16 protein-coding genes and 1 pseudogene are annotated in these 15,960 nt (G+C 72.9%); 5 read left to right on the plus strand and 12 right to left on the minus strand.

Going from position 1 to position 15,960, the window contains the following annotated elements; translation table 11 throughout:
* Positions 1 to 79: 79 nt before the first annotated feature.
* A complete protein-coding gene (locus tag NR112_RS18920; RefSeq protein WP_256795843.1) occupies positions 80 to 853 on the minus strand; it encodes a LuxR C-terminal-related transcriptional regulator in 774 nt (257 codons plus the stop codon).
* Between the two features lie 197 nt (positions 854 to 1,050).
* On the opposite strand from NR112_RS18920, the gene NR112_RS18925 reads away from it, so the two are divergent.
* Entirely contained in the window at positions 1,051 to 2,076 is a 1,026-nt protein-coding gene (locus NR112_RS18925) for a DUF3800 domain-containing protein (protein ID WP_256795844.1), read from the plus strand.
* On the opposite strand, the gene NR112_RS18930 is transcribed toward NR112_RS18925, so the two are convergent.
* From NR112_RS18930 to NR112_RS18940, 4 genes and pseudogenes are all read right to left on the minus strand, one after another.
* The gene (locus tag NR112_RS18930; RefSeq protein ID WP_308337488.1) at positions 2,073 to 3,059 is read right to left on the minus strand and encodes a carboxyl transferase domain-containing protein; all 987 of its coding nucleotides are present in this window, start codon (positions 3,057 to 3,059) and stop codon (positions 2,073 to 2,075) included. The genes NR112_RS18925 and NR112_RS18930 overlap by 4 nt on opposite strands.
* Positions 3,023 to 3,187 (minus strand): annotated as a pseudogene (locus NR112_RS22705) (acetyl-CoA carboxyl transferase); the annotation flags it as partial. The pseudogene NR112_RS22705 and the gene NR112_RS18930, both read right to left, overlap by 37 nt.
* A 100-nt stretch (positions 3,188 to 3,287) precedes the next feature.
* Positions 3,288 to 4,463 carry a CaiB/BaiF CoA-transferase family protein gene (locus NR112_RS18935; RefSeq protein ID WP_256795845.1) on the minus strand — a complete coding sequence of 392 codons (1,176 nt, stop codon included), beginning with the start codon at positions 4,461 to 4,463 and terminating at the stop codon, positions 3,288 to 3,290.
* 4 nt (positions 4,464 to 4,467) lie between these two features.
* Positions 4,468 to 4,644 (minus strand): hypothetical protein, encoded by a 177-nt coding sequence (locus tag NR112_RS18940; RefSeq protein ID WP_256795846.1) that lies wholly within the window; start codon positions 4,642 to 4,644, stop codon positions 4,468 to 4,470.
* Between the two features lie 58 nt (positions 4,645 to 4,702).
* On the opposite strand from NR112_RS18940, the gene NR112_RS18945 reads away from it, so the two are divergent.
* A complete protein-coding gene (locus NR112_RS18945; protein WP_256795847.1) occupies positions 4,703 to 5,401 on the plus strand; it encodes a FadR/GntR family transcriptional regulator in 699 nt (232 codons plus the stop codon).
* Positions 5,398 to 6,159: a sulfite exporter TauE/SafE family protein gene (locus NR112_RS18950; RefSeq protein ID WP_256795848.1), complete on the plus strand. Its 762-nt coding sequence runs from the start codon at positions 5,398 to 5,400 to the stop codon at positions 6,157 to 6,159. The genes NR112_RS18945 and NR112_RS18950 overlap by 4 nt, the downstream gene beginning before the upstream one ends.
* Before the next feature lie 98 nt (positions 6,160 to 6,257).
* Here the strand turns inward: NR112_RS18950 and NR112_RS18955 are convergent, their stop codons facing one another.
* From NR112_RS18955 to NR112_RS18975, 5 genes are all read right to left on the minus strand, one after another.
* Positions 6,258 to 6,773 carry a gamma carbonic anhydrase family protein gene (locus NR112_RS18955; RefSeq protein ID WP_256795849.1) on the minus strand — a complete coding sequence of 172 codons (516 nt, stop codon included), beginning with the start codon at positions 6,771 to 6,773 and terminating at the stop codon, positions 6,258 to 6,260.
* 1 nt (position 6,774) lies between these two features.
* Positions 6,775 to 8,367 (minus strand): peptide MFS transporter, encoded by a 1,593-nt coding sequence (locus NR112_RS18960; RefSeq protein WP_256795850.1) that lies wholly within the window; start codon positions 8,365 to 8,367, stop codon positions 6,775 to 6,777.
* A gap of 78 nt (positions 8,368 to 8,445) precedes the next feature.
* Entirely contained in the window at positions 8,446 to 10,116 is a 1,671-nt protein-coding gene (bluB, locus tag NR112_RS18965; RefSeq protein WP_256795851.1) for a 5,6-dimethylbenzimidazole synthase, read from the minus strand.
* A gap of 22 nt (positions 10,117 to 10,138) precedes the next feature.
* Entirely contained in the window at positions 10,139 to 10,978 is an 840-nt protein-coding gene (locus tag NR112_RS18970) for an SDR family NAD(P)-dependent oxidoreductase (RefSeq protein ID WP_256795852.1), read from the minus strand.
* A gap of 33 nt (positions 10,979 to 11,011) precedes the next feature.
* Positions 11,012 to 11,524 carry a MarR family winged helix-turn-helix transcriptional regulator gene (locus tag NR112_RS18975; RefSeq protein WP_020142038.1) on the minus strand — a complete coding sequence of 171 codons (513 nt, stop codon included), beginning with the start codon at positions 11,522 to 11,524 and terminating at the stop codon, positions 11,012 to 11,014.
* A 133-nt stretch (positions 11,525 to 11,657) separates the two neighbouring features.
* Between NR112_RS18975 and NR112_RS18980 the strand changes: the two genes are divergently transcribed.
* Positions 11,658 to 12,944, plus strand: a complete 1,287-nt coding sequence (locus tag NR112_RS18980; protein WP_256795853.1) for an MFS transporter — start codon at positions 11,658 to 11,660, stop codon at positions 12,942 to 12,944.
* 19 nt (positions 12,945 to 12,963) lie between these two features.
* On the opposite strand, the gene NR112_RS18985 is transcribed toward NR112_RS18980, so the two are convergent.
* Positions 12,964 to 13,740 carry a DUF5995 family protein gene (locus NR112_RS18985; RefSeq protein ID WP_256795854.1) on the minus strand — a complete coding sequence of 259 codons (777 nt, stop codon included), beginning with the start codon at positions 13,738 to 13,740 and terminating at the stop codon, positions 12,964 to 12,966.
* Between the two features lie 17 nt (positions 13,741 to 13,757).
* A complete protein-coding gene (locus NR112_RS18990; RefSeq protein WP_256795855.1) occupies positions 13,758 to 14,978 on the minus strand; it encodes an aminotransferase class I/II-fold pyridoxal phosphate-dependent enzyme in 1,221 nt (406 codons plus the stop codon).
* Between the two features lie 108 nt (positions 14,979 to 15,086).
* Here NR112_RS18990 and NR112_RS18995 point away from each other — a divergent pair, with 108 nt between their 5' ends.
* The gene (locus NR112_RS18995) at positions 15,087 to 15,959 is read left to right on the plus strand and encodes an LLM class F420-dependent oxidoreductase (protein WP_256795856.1); all 873 of its coding nucleotides are present in this window, start codon (positions 15,087 to 15,089) and stop codon (positions 15,957 to 15,959) included.
* The last annotated feature ends 1 nt before the right edge of the window (position 15,960 follow it).

A 15,960-nucleotide genomic window follows, 5' to 3' on the forward strand; every position in this document is an offset into this window, starting at 1 on the left:
CGCGCCCTCCGGTGGCACCCTGCACCCGCACCTCGTCGACTTCACCCCGACCTGATTGCCTCCCGCGCCTGCCGCTGGGCTACTCGGCCTTCGGTCGCAGCCGGGCGGCGTCGAGACGATGGCTCCCACCCGCGAGCAGGTGCGCCGTCTCGGCCCGGGACACGGCACCGAGCATGTGCATGAGCACCGAGACGTCGGCGGCGACGGTCCGCAGCGACACGTCGAGGTCGCGGGCGATCGCCGAGTCCTTGGCTCCGAGGACGAGCCTCCGGGCCACCTCGCACTGGCGGGCGGTGAAGGGCGGCTTCCGGCCGTCGGGGACTCCGGGGCGCGACAGCTGCCAGGTCAGGTCCCAGATGGCGCGGACGAGCGTGAGCACGTCGGTCCGGGTCGTGAGCCACGCTGTCGGGTAGCCCTCCTCGCTGTGCGGCCCACCGACGACGGCGACCGACTCGTCGACGAGGATGAACTGCGAGCGGGCCGGGCCGAAGTGGACGTGCGGGATCTCCGAGGTGAGCAGTGGGTAGAGGTTCAGGCTGCGTTCGGTCGTGATGCACCGCATGTCGACGCCTCGGCGTCGGGTGTGGTCGTCGAGCAGCGTCATCTCGTTCGCGGGGTCGTAGCTGAGGATCGGGTGCATCGTCCAGACGCTGCGCTGCGCGGCGGGCTCGAGGGCCGTGAGCCCCTTGTCGATCTGGTCGATGCCCACGCCGAGCCGGCGGAAGCCCGGCGCCGGACGGCCGGCCAGCAGCTCGACGACGTGGCAGCTCACGAGCTGGGTGAGATCGGCACCCGCCGCGTAGAGGTCGAGCCCGGCGCCGGCTGACCTTTGTCGCTCCCTGTCGCCGCGCACCTGCACCCCCTGGTCTGTCCTGGTCTGTCCTGGTCTCCCCCGGTCACCGGTCTCCGCCGGTGGGGGCGACGTGTCCCGGGCCGCCTGGAGGCCCGGCCGATCGGACTGGCCCTCCCACCGTAGGCGAGCCGAGCCGAGCCGCGTCCGGCCGGGCCCCGGTTCTATTTCGCTGGTGCGGCCGGGCCATCCGGACGAGCATGGGCCGCGTGGCCGGCGCATCGAGACCTCCCCTGCAGGGCGGGCTGCCGCCCTCAGGCGATGTCGGCGGCGCCGGCGTCGAGATCGCCTGCGACGAGTCGGGCTTCTCGGGCAGCAACCTGCTCGACCCCGCCACCCCGGTCTTCACGCACGCCAGCACCGACCTCAGCCTCGCCGAGGCGACCGAGCTCGTCGAGGCGCTCAGGAGCGACTCACGCTGGTCCCTCGACGAGCTCAAGTCCGGACAGCTGCTCCGGGGCCGGCACGCGGACGAGGCCCTGGGGTGGCTGCTGTCGCGCCTCGAGGGCCGTGCCCATGTCGAGGTCGTGGACAAGGAGTACTTCCTCGCGACCCGCGTCGTCGACCTCTTCCTCTCTGAGCCCTCGTGGGCGGCCGGCACCCGCCTGACGGCGCACCAACGACCCGCCGCCATCGCGCTCCATCGGTGCGGCCGGTCACGCGCACCGGAGTGGCTGGCCTTCCTCGCCGCCTTCGTCGACCTCGTCCGCACCAAGCGCCGGCACCACGTCGACCGCCGGGTCCTCGAGACCTTCTTCCAGGCCAGGGACGGCCTCGCACTCGGGGCGGACCCCGAGGCCCGGGACGTCCTCGCGGCACTGACCCGGACCAGGGTCCGCGGCGTCGTGACGCGCCTCGTCCACGACGACCGCACGATCCCGCCACCGCTCGAGCCCCTGCTGACGGCCCTCGCCGAGACCGTGCTCACGTGGAGCGAGGGTCGACAGCAGGTGCTCGTGGTCCACGACGAGCAGAGCGCGCTGACCGCCGACCGGCTCCGCCGGCTCCAGCACGCCCTGTCGGACGGCACCGACGACGGCGGCGCCGACGGCGAGACCGGCCACGGCGTCTCGCCGCTCGCCGGGCTCGTCACGGTCGACTCCCGCGACGACGTGCGCGTCCAGGTCGCCGACCTGCTGGCCGGCGTCGCCCGACGGTGGCCCGACCTCGGCGACGAGAGCCCCCTTCGCTCGTTCCTCTCGCCGACTTCGCTCCGCGTGCCCTAGCTCGCGAGGGCGTGCGCCTCGCCATGGGTCTGGCGACGCAGCGCGGCCGCGCACTCGGCGACGACCGCGAGCGCCAGCGCTGCGGCGGTGTCGTCGGCGGGCTCGGGCACGATGCGGCTGACGATCCCCCGCACGGCGAGATCGAGGACGCCCACCTGCTGCAGCTCGGCCATCTCCGCGGCATGCGACACGTCGCCGTGGACGATGGCGCTCGCACCTTCGGGCGGGAGCGGCGAGAGCCACGCGTGCTCGGCGGCGATGACCTCGCGGGCCGGCAGCAGCGCGAGAGCCCCTCCGCCACAGCCTTGCCCGAGGACGAACGACACGGTCGGCACGGTCATCGTCGTCAGGGTCGCGATGCACCGGGCGATCTCACCCGCGATCGCGCCCTCCTCGGCGTGTGCCGACAGCTCGGCGCCGGGGGTGTCGATGACGGTGACCAGCGGCATACCCAGCTCCTCCGCGAGGCGCATGGCCCGTCGCGCCTCACGCAGTGCGCCCGGCCCCGGCGGCGCCGTCGGCGACTGACGCGCGCGGTCCTGGCCGACGAGGACGCAGGGCTGGCCGTCGAGGCGGGTCAGCGCGACGAGCATCGTGGAGTCCCGCTCACCCTCGTCGGTGCCACGCAGCCGCAAGGTGCCGGTCGCGCCGTAGCGCAGCAGCTCACGAACGCCGGCGCGGTCCGGACGCCGCGTGACCTCGATGGACTCCCAGGCCGACAGGTGCCGACTCGGCTCGCCGACACGGTGGTCGAGACGCGGCAGGGTCGGGCCGTCGACGAGGACGCCCAGCGCCCGTCGACGAGCATCGGCAGGTCCTCGGCGGCCACGACGGCGTCGAGCACTCCCTTGGCGGCGAGGTTTTCCGCGGTCTGCACGCCGGCGGGGAAGGGTACCCCGTTGAGCGCCTCGTAGACCTTCGGCCCGAGGAAACCGACGAGCGCCCCGGGCTCGGCGACGGTCACGTGCCCGAGGGAACCCCACGACGCGTACACCCCACCGGTCGTCGGGTGACGCAGGTGCACGAGGTAGGGCAGCCGGGCGGCGCGGTGCGCCATGAGCGCCCGCGAGATCTCGACCATCTCGATGAACGCCGGGGTCCCCGCCTGCATGCGCGTGCGCTGATGTCGATCGGCTCGTCCCACGACTCGAAGGAGCCGGAGTCGAGCACGAGGTCGAGCAGCTCGTGCGCGGTCCACGGTCGGCGTGCCATCACTCCTCCTTCAGCCAGGCGCGGATGGCCGCGCCGTCCTCGTCGAGCGTCGGCGGCGCGTCGTGGTCGCGGCGCGTCACCTCCGTGCCGTCGCCGTCGAAGAACCGCAGTGGCGGACCCGGCAGGGTCAGCGGCCCGAGGGTCGGGTGCTCGACCTCGACGAGCAGACCCTGGCTCGCGGTCTGGTCCCACGCGTACACCTCGTCGAGGCTGCGCACCTTGCCCGCGGGCACCCCGACCTCGGCGAGCCGGGCGAGCAGCGGCTCGGCGTCCCAGTCGGCGAAGGCCGACTCCACGACCTCGATGACCCGCTCGCGCTCGGCGACGCGCTCGGCGTTCGTCGCCAGCCCGTCGGCGGCCGGGTCGAGGCCGAACGCCGCGCACAGCCGCTGCCAGAGGCCCTCGCTGCCGACGGCGATCTGGACGAAGCCATCGCGGCAGTGGAAGAGGCCGTACGGGCTGATCGACGGGTGGTGGTTCCCGGCCGACCTGCCGACCTCTCCGGCCACCGTCCAGCGTGTGCCCTGGAACGCGTGCACGCCGACGACCGCCGCGAGCAGCGAGGTGCGCACGACGGAGCCCTTGCCGGTGCGGTGCCGCTCGTTGAGGGCGGCGGCAACGCCGTAGGCGCCGTACATCCCGGACAACAGGTCGGCGATCGGCACGCCGACTCGCTGGGGGTCGTCGGGGCCGGAGCCCGTCAGCGACATGACGCCGGCCTCGCCCTGGGCGATCTGGTCGTAGCCGGCGCGGCCACCCTCGGGCCCGTCGTGGCCGAAACCGGTGATCGACAGCACGACGAGCCGGGGGTTTCGCTCCATGAGCGAGTCGATGCCGAGTCCGAGGCGCTCGAGCACACCAGTGCGGAAGTTCTCGACGAGCACGTCGGCCCGGTCGACGAGCGCGAGCAGCACGTCGCGGTCCGCCTCGTCCTTGAGATCGAGGGTGATCGACTCCTTGTTGCGGTTGGCCGACAGGAAGTACGTCGACTCGCGCGCGCCCTCCTCGCCGACGAAGGGCGGCCCCCAGCCGCGGGTGTCGTCCCCGCGGCCGGGGGCCTCGACCTTGATGACGCGCGCGCCCTGGTCGGCCAGCATCATCGTCGCGTGCGGTCCAGCGAGGGCACGCGAGAGGTCGACGACGACGATGTCGGAGAGGGGTCCATGAGCGGTCATTCGGTCACCATCCGGGGAGGATCAGGGCGGCCCACACGAGCAACGGGCCGGCGACGACCACGATGACGCTGTAGGTGAGGATCTGCTTGTAGTACACCGGTTCGCTGATGCTGTCGGCCGGTTGGCCAGCATCAGGGCGCCGTTGGCGCGCCTGGTTCCACGCCCTTGTGACGAGGCTCATGGCTGGCTCAGTGGCCTAGCCAATAGGTCAATGGGCCGACTGTCAATAGATTGACCCCATGTCGACATCGGGCATGTCCCGCCTCACGCGCACGCGGCTCTACGAGCAGGTGGCCGAGCAGATCACCGCATGGATCGAGGCGAACGGTCTCACGACGGGTGACCGGCTGCCTCCCGAGCGCGAGCTCGCCCAGCGCCTCGGCGTCAGCCGCGCCACGCTCAGCCAGGCCCTCGTCGCGCTCGAGGTCATCGGTGTCGTGACGGTCCGGCACGGCGACGGCACGGTCCTGTCGGACGCCCCCGGCCCGCGGCGGATCGTCGAGGCCATCCGCGCGCACGCCCACCGGCTGCCCGAGATCATCGACACCCGCGACGCCCTCGAGACGAAGATCGCCGCCCTCGCCGCGGCCCGACGCACGTCCGACGACCTCGCCCGCATCGACGAGGCCATCGCGGAGATGTCCCGCGCCGTCGAGGCCGGGGGGCGGGGGGTCGAGGGCGACGAGCGCTTCCACGGCGCCGTGACCGCGGCCGCCCACTCGCTGCTGCTCGCCAGACTCATGGACGAGATCCGGGACCTCGTCCGCGAGACCCGCATCGAGTCGCTGAGCCAGCCTGGCCGCCCCGCCGACTCGCTCGTCGGGCACCGCGCCATCGCCGACGCCATCCGCTCCGGCGACCCGGAGGCGGCCGCCGCGGCGATGCACGCCCACGTCGTCATGGTCAGTGACGTGGCGGTGCTGCGAGACGAGTCGTGACGCCCCTCGAGATGCTCGCCGTCCTCGGCGCAGGTCTCGGCGCCGGCATCCTCACCTCGACCGTCGGGGTGGCCTCGCTGCTCAGCTTCCCCGTCCTGCTCGCCGTCGGGCTGCCACCCGTCGTGGCCAACGCCTCCAACACCGTCGGCCTCGTGCCCGCGGGCGTCAGCGGGTCGTTCGGCTACCGGGCCGAGCTGCGCGAGCACCCGCGCATCACGTGGACCGTCGTCGTCACGTGCGCGCTGGGTGCCGTCGGCGGCGCGGTGCTGCTGCTGGCCCTGCCGTCCAGCGTCTTCGAGGCCGTCGCGCCGTGGCTCATCCTCTTCACCTGCCTGCTCGTCGGCGTGCAGCCGCGGGTCGCCCGTTGGGTCCGGTCGCGCAGCGGTGAGGACGTCGGACCACGCACCCGGATGGGGCCGGTGACGACCTTCTTCGCCCTGTTGACCGGCGTCTACGGCGGCTACTTCGGCGCCGGGTCGGGCGTCATGATGGTCGCCGTCCTCGGGCTGGGGCTCGACATCGACCTGCGGGTCGTCAACGGCCTCAAGACCCTCGCGATCTTCGCCGGCAACGTCGTCGCCGGGCTGATCTTCGTCGCCGTCGCGGACCTCGACTGGCAGGCCATCGGCCTGCTCGCGGCCGGCTCGGTCGTCGGCGGCTACGTGGGTGCGCGCGTCGGACGCCGCCTGCCACCGACGCTCTTCCGCGTGCTCGTCGTCGTCGCGGGCGTCGTCGCCGCGGTCCTGCTCCTCCGCTGAACCGCCGTTCGAGGTGATCCCGGCACCGACATCGCTCCCGACATCACCTCGAACCAGCGGAGGGTATGCCGGGTGGCCGGCCGCTGCGCGTGCGCTGCTCAGGCGTCGGTGGCTGCGCGGTGGCGGCGGGCGAGCTCCACGTAGACCTCGGCGTTGGCGCGGATGCGCGCAAGCCCCGGCTCGTCGATCTCGCGGCGGATCTTCCCCGGCACGCCGGCGACGAGCGACCGGGGCGGGATGACGGCACCCTCGGGCACGACGGCTCCGGCGGCGATGAGGCTGCCGGCGCCGATGCGTGCTCCGTTGAGCACGATGGCACCCATCCCGACGAGGCAGTCGTCCTCGACGGTGCAGCCGTGGAGGACGGCACGGTGGCCGACCGACACGCCGGCGCCGATGCTCGTCGGGTGTCCCGCATCGGTGTGCACGACGACACCGTCCTGCAGGTTGCTGCCCTCGCCGAGCACGATCGGGTCGACGTCCGCACGGAGCACGGCGGTGTACCAGACGCTCGAACCCGCACGGAGGTCGACGGCCCCGACGATGTCGGCGCTCCGCGCCACCCAGGCGGTCTCGTGGACCACCGGGGTGACGCCGTCGAGGCTGACGATCACGTCAGTGCGCCGAGACGCTGTCGGTGCGGTCGGTGCGGTCGGTGCGGTCGGTGCGGTCGGTGCGGTCGGTGCTGGCGACGCGGTCGGTGGCGTGCAGCTCGGCCGTCGACATCTTGCGACGGATCCACGGCACGAGCGCGAGGAGCACGCCGGCGACGACGAGGGTGATGACGCCGTTGACGAGGTAGTACACCGCGTCGCTGAGGCCGCCCATCGCCTGGATGAGCTGCGCGGCGATGGCCTGGCCCGCGGCGCTGCCGAGGAACCAGAGCGCCATGGCCTGGCTCGCGAAGGCGCGCGGCGCGAGACGGGTCGTGGCCGAGAGCCCCACGGGCGAGAGGCAGAGCTCGGCGACGGTCTGCATGACGAAGATGCCACCGAGGATGTAGACGGGCGCCGTGTTGCCCTGGAACGTCGCGAAGGCCCACGACATGGCGAGGGCCGACAGGCCGATGATCGTGACACCGAGGACGAACTTCATCGGGGTCGACGGGAAGCGTCCGGCGCGCTTGGTCCAGATCCAGCCGAAGACCGGCGCGAGCAGGACGATGGCGAGCGGGTTGATTGACTGGAACCACTCGGGGTTGATGGTGATGCCCGCCGTCTCCTTGACGGTGTTGTCGGCGGCGAAGATCGCCATCTTGCCGGCGGCCTGCTCGAAGATCATCCAGAAGAGCATCGCGCCGATCCACAGCGGGAGGTAGGCGGCGAGGTGCGACTTCTCCTCGCGCTCGACCTTGGGGCTGCGGAACATCATCGTGAAGTACCCGATGGGCGTCAGCACGGCGACGATCGAGATCGCGTCGATGACCTGGTCGAGAACAGTGTCGCGCCACAGGCCGGCGAGCACGACGATGACCGCGAAGGCGACGACGGCGCCGACGGCGAGGGCCGACACGCGGCCGCGCTCCTCGGGCGAGAGCGGGTTGGGCACGTCGTCGACGGCGGGGCCGAGGGCCTTGCGACCGAGGACGAACCAAGCGATGGCGATGGCCATGCCGACCGCTGCAGCCGAGAAGCCGACGTGGTAGCCGTAGTGCTCACGCAGCCACCCGACGACGAGCGGCGAGAAGAACGAGCCGATGTTGATCGACATGTAGAAGATCGAGAAGCCGCCGTCGCGACGTGCGTCCTCGGGCTTGTAGAGCGTGCCCACCATGGCGGAGACGTTGGGCTTGAGCAGGCCGGTGCCGAGGGCCACGAGCGCGATGCCGAGCCAGGCGGTCGCCGCGGCCGGGATGGCCAGGCAGACGTGGCCGGCCATGATGACGACGGCGCCGTAGAGCGTCGAGCGGCGGGCGCCGAAGAGCCGGTCGGCGGTGAAGCCGCCGATGATCGACAGGAGGTAGACGGACGCGCCGTAGATCGCGACGACGGCGGTGCCGGTGGTCTCGTCGATGCCGAGGCCGCCGTTGGCCACGGTGTCGATGAGGAAGTAGAGCAGGATGGCGCGCATCCCGTAGTAGGAGAAGCGCTCCCACAGCTCGACGAAGAAGAGGGTCGACAGTCCCTTGGGGTGCCCGAGGAAGGCCCGGTCGTCGGCGCTGGCGCCCGACTCGGGAGTCGGTGGTCGGTCCTGGGTCTGTGTGGTCATACGAGTCTCCCAGCCCCTCGTGAGGGCAGTTCGATGGTTGGACAACCACACAAAACTAGAGGGGTCCCGCCGTCCGACTCAAACCGTGGAGGTGCGCGCGACGCCCGTCCGCAGGGCCAGGGCGTCCTTGACGAGGCCGGTCGCGAGGGCCGCACCGACGCCCTCGCCCGCACGGATCCGCAGGTCGAGGAGGGGCTCGAGACCCAGCTCGCGGAGCACGAGGGCGTGGGCCTTCTCACGTGACCGCTGGCCGGCGACGAGGTGCGCCGCGACCGCCGGCTCGACGCGCACGGCGGCGAGCGCACACACCGACGTCGCCAGCCCGTCGAGCACCACGATCCCTCCGGACTCGGCCACCCCGAGCACGATCCCCGTGAGGACGGCGAGCTCTCCCCCGCCGAGGCGACGGACGGCCTCGTCCGGGCCGACGTTCCCGACCCGGGCGAGCGCCTGCGTCACGACGTCGCGCTTTCGGTCGAGCATCGCGGCGTCGGCGGAGGACCCGCGGCCGACGACGTCGTCGGCCGGCACGCCGAGCAGGGCTGCGGCGAGGGCGGCCGCCACGGTCGTGTTGCCGACCCCGACCTCGCCGAGCGCCACGGGTCCGGAGCCCGCGAGCGCACGGCCGCGGTCGCGACCGAGACCGAGCAAGGCGGCATACGCCGTCTCGTCGAGCGCGTCGGAGGTGACGAGATCTCCTCTGCTGCAGCCGATCCCGGCGTCGATGAGCTCGACGTCGAGACCCGCAGCGCGAGCCGCCACGGCCCCCATCGACGTGCCCTCTCGGGTCGCGCGGGCGACGTCGGCAGTGACCGTGGGGTCGAAGGCCGAGATGTCGTATGCCGTCACGGCATGATCGGCGGCGGCGACGACGAGGGTGCCCCGACCGTCCACGGCCGCGAGCGCGGTGACGCGGTCGAGGACGGTGTCGAGGACCCCGAGCGAGCCCGGCACCGCGAGGAGGTCGTCGGAGCGGTCGCGGGCGGCCACGACGTCGGCCGGCTCCGGCGCACGCAGGTGGGAGGGCGGGGCGTCGCGCTCGGTCCAGCGTTCGCGCATGACGACCTGCTCGAGCGGGAGGCGCCTGCTCCAGCCGGCCCGCTCGAGGCCGGGCTCGGGCGGCCGCTCGTCGGGCCAGCCGAGGCAGAGCCAGCCGAGGGTCTCGACGCCGTCGGGCAGGCCGAGCAGGTCGGCGAGCTCGGCCGGCTCGAAGAGGGTGACCCAGCCGAGACCGAGGCCGTGGGCCCGGGCCGTCAGCCAGATGTTCTCGATGGCCGCGGCGCAGGACCAGAGGTCGGCGTCGGGGAAGGTGGCCCGACCGAGCACCCCGGCGGCGGGGGTGCGGCGGTCGCACGCGACGACGACGCCGACGGGCGCCTCGCGGATGCCCTCGAGGCGCAGGTCGAGCAGGCCGCGCGCCGACTCCTCCGCCATCCCGGCGGCCTGGCGCAGGCGGCACCGGTCGGCCATGAGTGCGGCGGCGTCACGGGTCGCAGCCTCGGTGACGACGACGAAGCGCCACGGCTGGCTGTGCCCGACCGACGGACCCCGGTGACCGGCCGTGAGCACCGCGGTGAGCACGTCCTCGGGCACGGGGTCGGGTCGGAAGCGGCGGATGTCGCGGCGAGCGCCGACGACCCGCTCGAGCGAGGCGAGGTCGTCGCGCAGCGCCCACGCGTCGGGCGCCTGGGCCCGCTCGGCGGCCGACGACGGGTCGCCGATCGTCGGGACGGGCCTGCGGTAGCTCACGGGGCCGACTCTAACGAGGAGCTCACTCGATCCAGGACCGGGTCACGCCGAGCACCCGGCCACCGTCGGTGTCGGCGAGCGACATCCCGACGAAGGCGGTCGCGCCCTCCGAGGTCTGCCAGCGGAAGCGGTGCTCGGCCGACGTCGCTGCGTCGGCGATGGCGACCGCGGCGTCCCGGGAGGACTGCGCGTTGGCGAAGGCGCCCGCGGACCGCGCGAGGTACGCGTCGAGCTGGGCGGCATACGGGTCGGCGGGATCGCCCTCGGGACGGGCCACGTTGCCGACGAAGTCGCTCGCGACGGCCGCGGGCTCGATGACCGAGACGTGCACGCCGTGGGCGAGCATGACGACGGCGAGCGACTGCATGAAGCCCTCGACGGCGAACTTCGCGCCGCAGTAGGCGTCGGCGAACGGCTGCCCGACAGCGCCACCGACGCTCGTCACGGTGAGCACTGTGCCGGACCCGGACGCCCGCATGTGGGGCAGGACGAGCTTGGTCAGGGCGACGGGCCCGAGGTAGTTGACCTCGAGCTGGTCGCGGATCTCGTCGAGGCTCAGCTGCTCGGCGGTGGCGACGGCACCTCGCCCGGCGTTGTTGACGAGGACGTCGAGGCGGCCGTGGTCGGCGAGGACCCCGTCGACGCAGGCCCGGGCGGCCTCGTGGTCGGTGACGTCGAGGGCCCGCACGTCGAGCTCGACGCCCGCCTCGGTCGCGGCAGCGGTCAGCGCCGCGGACCGGCTCGTGTCGCGCATCGTCGCGACGACGGCGAGGCCGCGACGGGCCAGCTCGACGGCGGTGTGCAGGCCCATGCCCGAGGAGGTTCCGGTGACGAGGGCGACCGGCTGCCCGTTGGCGTTCATGCGGGCGACGCTACGCCCGCCACGCCGGCCGGGCTACGCGTCGATGTCGTCGAGGCCCGCGATGACGATCTCGAGGAGCCGGGCCAGCTCGTGCCGCTCCGAGTCGGACAGTCCGCGCAGGGTGTCGCTCTCGACGACGTTGGACTCGCGGACCGCGGCGCTGAACAGGGCCCACCCGTCCTTCGTCAGGGAGACGAGGGTGCGGGTGCGGTTGGACTCGTCGGGGCGGCGCTGGAGCAGGCCGCGGCCGGCCATCTTGTCGAGACGGTGCGTCATCGACGAGGGGGCGACGTTGGAGAGGTCGGCGAGCTGGCTCGGGGTGAGGCACGTGTCGCCCGCGCGGGCCAGGGAGGCGAGCACCGACCACTCGCCCTGGGTCAGGTCGAGGTCGGCGAACTGCCGGACGTACCACTGGTCGAGCTTCTTCGTCACGGAGAACACCGCGGTGATGACGCGCTGCACGGACTCCTCGCCGCCGGCGGCCACGTAGGTCGCGACGTCCGCGGCGTGCTCCTGCTGGGCGGTCTGTCGTCGCTTCGCTGCCATGGAAAGGCATTGTCGCACCCGGGTGGGCTGGTGCTACTGTTTCGAAGTCGAACTTCGATGACGAAATATTCGATACCGAAGCTACGTTGACTCCCGAAGTCCGCCTCCCCGTCCCAGAAAGGGTGTGAAACCCATGCGCACCAAGCTGCTCATCCTCGCGTCGTCCATCGGCATGCTCGGATGGGGCACCGTGCTGCCCTACCAGTACGCGTATGCGGCCAACACCCGCGGCTGGGGAGCGCTCGCCGCCGCCCTGGCCAGCACGCTCTTCTCCGTCGGCGCGCTCGTCGCCGCACCCTTCGCCGGGCGCCTCAGCGACCGCTACAACCCGGTCACCGTCGCCGTCGTGGCCAAGCTGCTCGCCGCCGTCGGCGTCGGCAGCCTCGTCTGGGCAGGGTCGGCCCCTGCCTTTCTCGTCGGCATGTTCGTGTTCGGCTTCGGCCTGACCGCGGCCGGCCCCGCCGCGTCGGTGCTCGTGCTGCGCTGGGCCGGGAGCGACGACCGCCGCAAGGTCTTCGCCTACAAGTTCACGGCCGAGGCCATCGGCATGGCCGTGGGCGCGTTCGTCGCCGGTCAGTTCGTCGACCTCTCGCGCACCGACGGCATGACGTTCGCGTTCATCGCGGCCGGGGCGGGCTTCGCGATCTCGGCCGTCCTCATCCACGTCGCCGGCGTCGGCGCGCCGAAGGAGGTCGCCCCCGACCTCGCCGCCGGCGAGGCCGAGGCGCAGCTCGGCACGATGGAAGCCCTGCGCCGCATCTTCGGCGTGCCCGCCCTGCGCTGGACCGCGGTCGTCGCGGTGGCGCTGGCCCTCGGCTTCTACGCGCAGTTCGAGTCCGGCCTGCCGGCGTACGCCCTCACGGTCCTCGACGTGGACGAGTCCGCCATCGGTCTCGCGGCTGCCGTCAACTGCGTCGTCATCGTGGCCCTGCAGGTCGTCGTCGTGCGCGTCACCGCGCGGCGCAACGCGGCCAGCCTGCTCATGGTCGTCGGCGCCATCTGGACCGTGTCGTGGGTCGTCCTCTCGGTCGCCCAGCTGACCCCGGAGGTCGCCTCGGCCCTCTTCGTCACGACCTTCGGCATCTTCGCCGTCGGCGAGACGATGTACGCCCCCGTCCTCAACCCGCTCACCGCGAGCCTCGCTCCCCGCGGCCTCGTCGGCACGACGCTCGGCACCTTCACGGCGATCCAGACGACCTTCTCGGCCGTCGGGCCGCTCGTCGCGGGCGCCCTGCTCGGGATGGGGCTCGCGAACGGCTTCCTCGGCCTGCACCTCGTCATCAGCGTCGGCGCCGTCTACGGCGCCTGGCGCCTGCGGGGCGCCCTCCGGGACCGCCGGGTCGAGGAGCGTCGGGTGGCCGCCCGCCGAGCCGTCGCCGAGCCGTCGCTCGAGCCGGGCGCGGCGCCCGTCGCCGCCTGACCTCTCCGGCCTCGCTCCCTCAGGGGGCGAGGTCGGCGACCGGCGTCAGCAGGTAGCGCCCGGCCATCCCGACGCTGCGGGAGAGGGTCGCGAGGAAGTCGGTGCGCAACGGCTCGACACCCTCGAGCGACCACAGCACGCGGGCGTTCGTCCACGCGGCGTCGCGGGCGCGCGCGATGCTCCACCCGCTGACGAGGTTGGCGACCGGGCCGGCGTACTGCTCGTCGACGGCGAGGACGATGCCGTCGAGGAAGGATCGGCGCACGTCCTCCTGGACGGCGGCGAGCAGGTCGTTGACCCGGTGGTAGTCGGCCTCGACCCCGGGGCTGTCCGGCGTCAGGCCGAGCTGGCGACACGTCGTGACGACGGCCAGCGGCAGGTCGTGGTTGATGTGGGCGTTCATCCCGGCGAGCGCGAACTGGATCGGCACCCGGCCCGGCTCGAGCCGGCACGTGAAGAGCGGCTGCCAGGACGGGTCCGGCGAACCCGCGCCGACCGCGTCGAGGTAGAGCCCGGCGAAGACGAGGTCGAGCCGCGTCACGAAGGCCGGGTTGCCGAACCACCCCTCGACGAGCCGGTCACGGACGAGCTCGGTGACGCGGAGGTACATCCGGTTGAAGGCCGCCACACCGTCGCTCCCGGGCAGCGCGCGGTCGATCTCGTGCATCCGCTCGACGAGCGCGTCGACCGTCGCCGGTTGGCCAGGCGCCGGTTGGCCGGGCGCCGGGGGCTCCGGTCGCGGCGCAGCCCCGGTCCGCGAGCGGACCCACGCCACTGCGTCGGTGAACCACCCCATGAGCCGACGCTAGTCGCTCAGCGCGCGTTGAACGCCTCGATCCGCTCGATCGCCTCGCCGACCGCGGTCGCGCCCGCCGCGAAGCTGAGCCGCACCGACTGGCCGCCCGCCCGGTCGTCGAAGTCGCCGCCGGGCGTGATCGCGACGCCGACCTCCTCGAGCAGGGCGCTGGCGTATGCCGCCGAGCCGCCCCACCGGCCCCGCTGCGGCCCGAGGTCGGCCCAGTAGTAGAACGCGCCGTCCGGGGGCGCTGACTCACCCCAGCCGAGCCGGGAGTCGTTGTCCAGCAACAGCTTCCGCGTCCGGGCGAACTCGGCGACCGCGTCGTCGCACTCGCGGTAGGACTCCTCTGCGAACGCCGACACGGCGGCATACTGCGCCGGTGCAGGGGGGCAGAGCGCGACGTTGCCGGCCAGCGCGTCGACCGGGCGCACGAGGTCGTCGGGGAGCAGCATCCAGCCCAGGCGCCAGCCCGTCATCCCCCAGTACTTGCTGAAGGAGGAGATGACGAGCGACGTGTCGTCGGTCTCCCAGGCGCAGACGCCGCGGGGGTCGGCGGCGCCGGGGTCCGGATACGTGACGCCGTGGTAGATCTCGTCGCTGACGAGGCGCACGCCGTGGCTGGCGCACCAGTCGGTGATCGCCGTGAGCTCGGCGCGGTCGACCATCGTGCCGGTCGGGTTGGCGGGCGAGGCGACGATGAGTCCCGCGAGCGCGCCGTCGGCCTGCGCGGCGTCGAGCAGCTCGGGCGTCGGCTGGTAGCGGGTCTCGGAGCCGCAGTCGATCTCGACGACCTCGCACCCGAGGGCGGTGAGGATGTTGCGGTAGGCCGGGTAGCCGGGCCGCGCCAGGGCGACCCGGTCCCCCGCCTCGAAGGCGGCGAGGAAGGCGAGGAGGAAGCCGCCCGACGAGCCCGTCGTGATCGCGACGCGGGCGGGGTCGACGTCGAGGCCGTACCACCGCCCGTAGTGCGCGGCGATCTCGGACCGCAGCTCACGGATGCCCAGCGCCGAGGTGTAGGTCAGGGCACGCCCCGAGCCGTGGATCCGTGCGGCGGCCTCCGAGACCAGGCTCGGCGCACCCCCCGACGGCTCACCGGCACAGAGGGACACGACGTCGCGGCCCGCGGCCCGGAGCACGGCCACGCGGTCGAGCACGTCCATGACCTCGAACGGGGGCACCTGCGAGCGCCGGGATGGCTGGAGCGGTCGGGTCGTGCGGCTCGGGTCGGGGGTCACCCGGCCAGTCTGCCCGAGCCCTCACGCCCGGCTGCGCCTGGCGCCATGCGCACGAGATCGCGTCGCTGTCCCCACGCCGATCCCGGCGAGCGGACGTAGTGTCGGAGGATGCATCTCGGACTGCACCTCGCCAACTTCACGTGGAGCGGTGGCTCCTCCACCTTCGTCGACGACCTCGTCCGCACGGCGCGGACCGCGGAGGACGTCGGCTTCACCAAGCTCTCCGTCATGGACCACGTCTGGCAGATCGGCGTGATCGGGCCCAAGGAGCACGAGATGCTCGAGGCCTACACGGCCCTCGGCTTCCTCGCCGCGGTCACCGAGAAGGTGCAGCTGCTCGCCTGGGTCACGGCCGCCGTCTACCGTGAACCGGGGCTGCTCGCCAAGGAGGTGACGACCCTCGACGTGCTGTCGAAGGGTCGCGCCATGCTCGGCATCGGCGCGGCGTGGAACGAGGAGGAGTGCGTCGGACTCGGCCTGCCGTTCCCCGCCACCGCCGAGCGCTTCGAGCGCCTCGAGGAGACGCTGCAGATCTGCCTCCAGATGTGGGGCGAGAGCGTCGAGCCGTATGCCGGCAAGCACTACCGCCTCGGCAGCACGCTCAACTCCCCGCAGTCGGTGCAGCGCCCGCACCCGCCGATCCTCATCGGGGGCGGTGGCGAGAAGAAGACGCTGCGGATGGTGGCGCAGTACGCCCAGGCCTGCAACCTCTTCGACAGTCCCGACCTCGCCCACAAGCTCGAGGTGCTCCGCGGTCACTGCGAGGCTCTCGGCCGCGACTACGACGAGATCGAGAAGACCGTCATGGGACCGGTCGACCCGGGCCCAGACGGCGCGAACGTCGACGCCACGCTCGAGCACCTGCGGGACCTCGCCGGTCTGGGTGTGACGCACGTGCAGCTCGGCGTCGGTGACGGCTCGAAGACCGACGTGCTCGAGCTCATCGGCGAGCGGATCATCCCCGAGGCCGCGCGCTTCTGAC

This window comes from Terrabacter sp. Ter38 (genome assembly GCF_024519435.1).
Classification (GTDB): Bacteria; Actinomycetota; Actinomycetes; order Actinomycetales; family Dermatophilaceae; genus Terrabacter.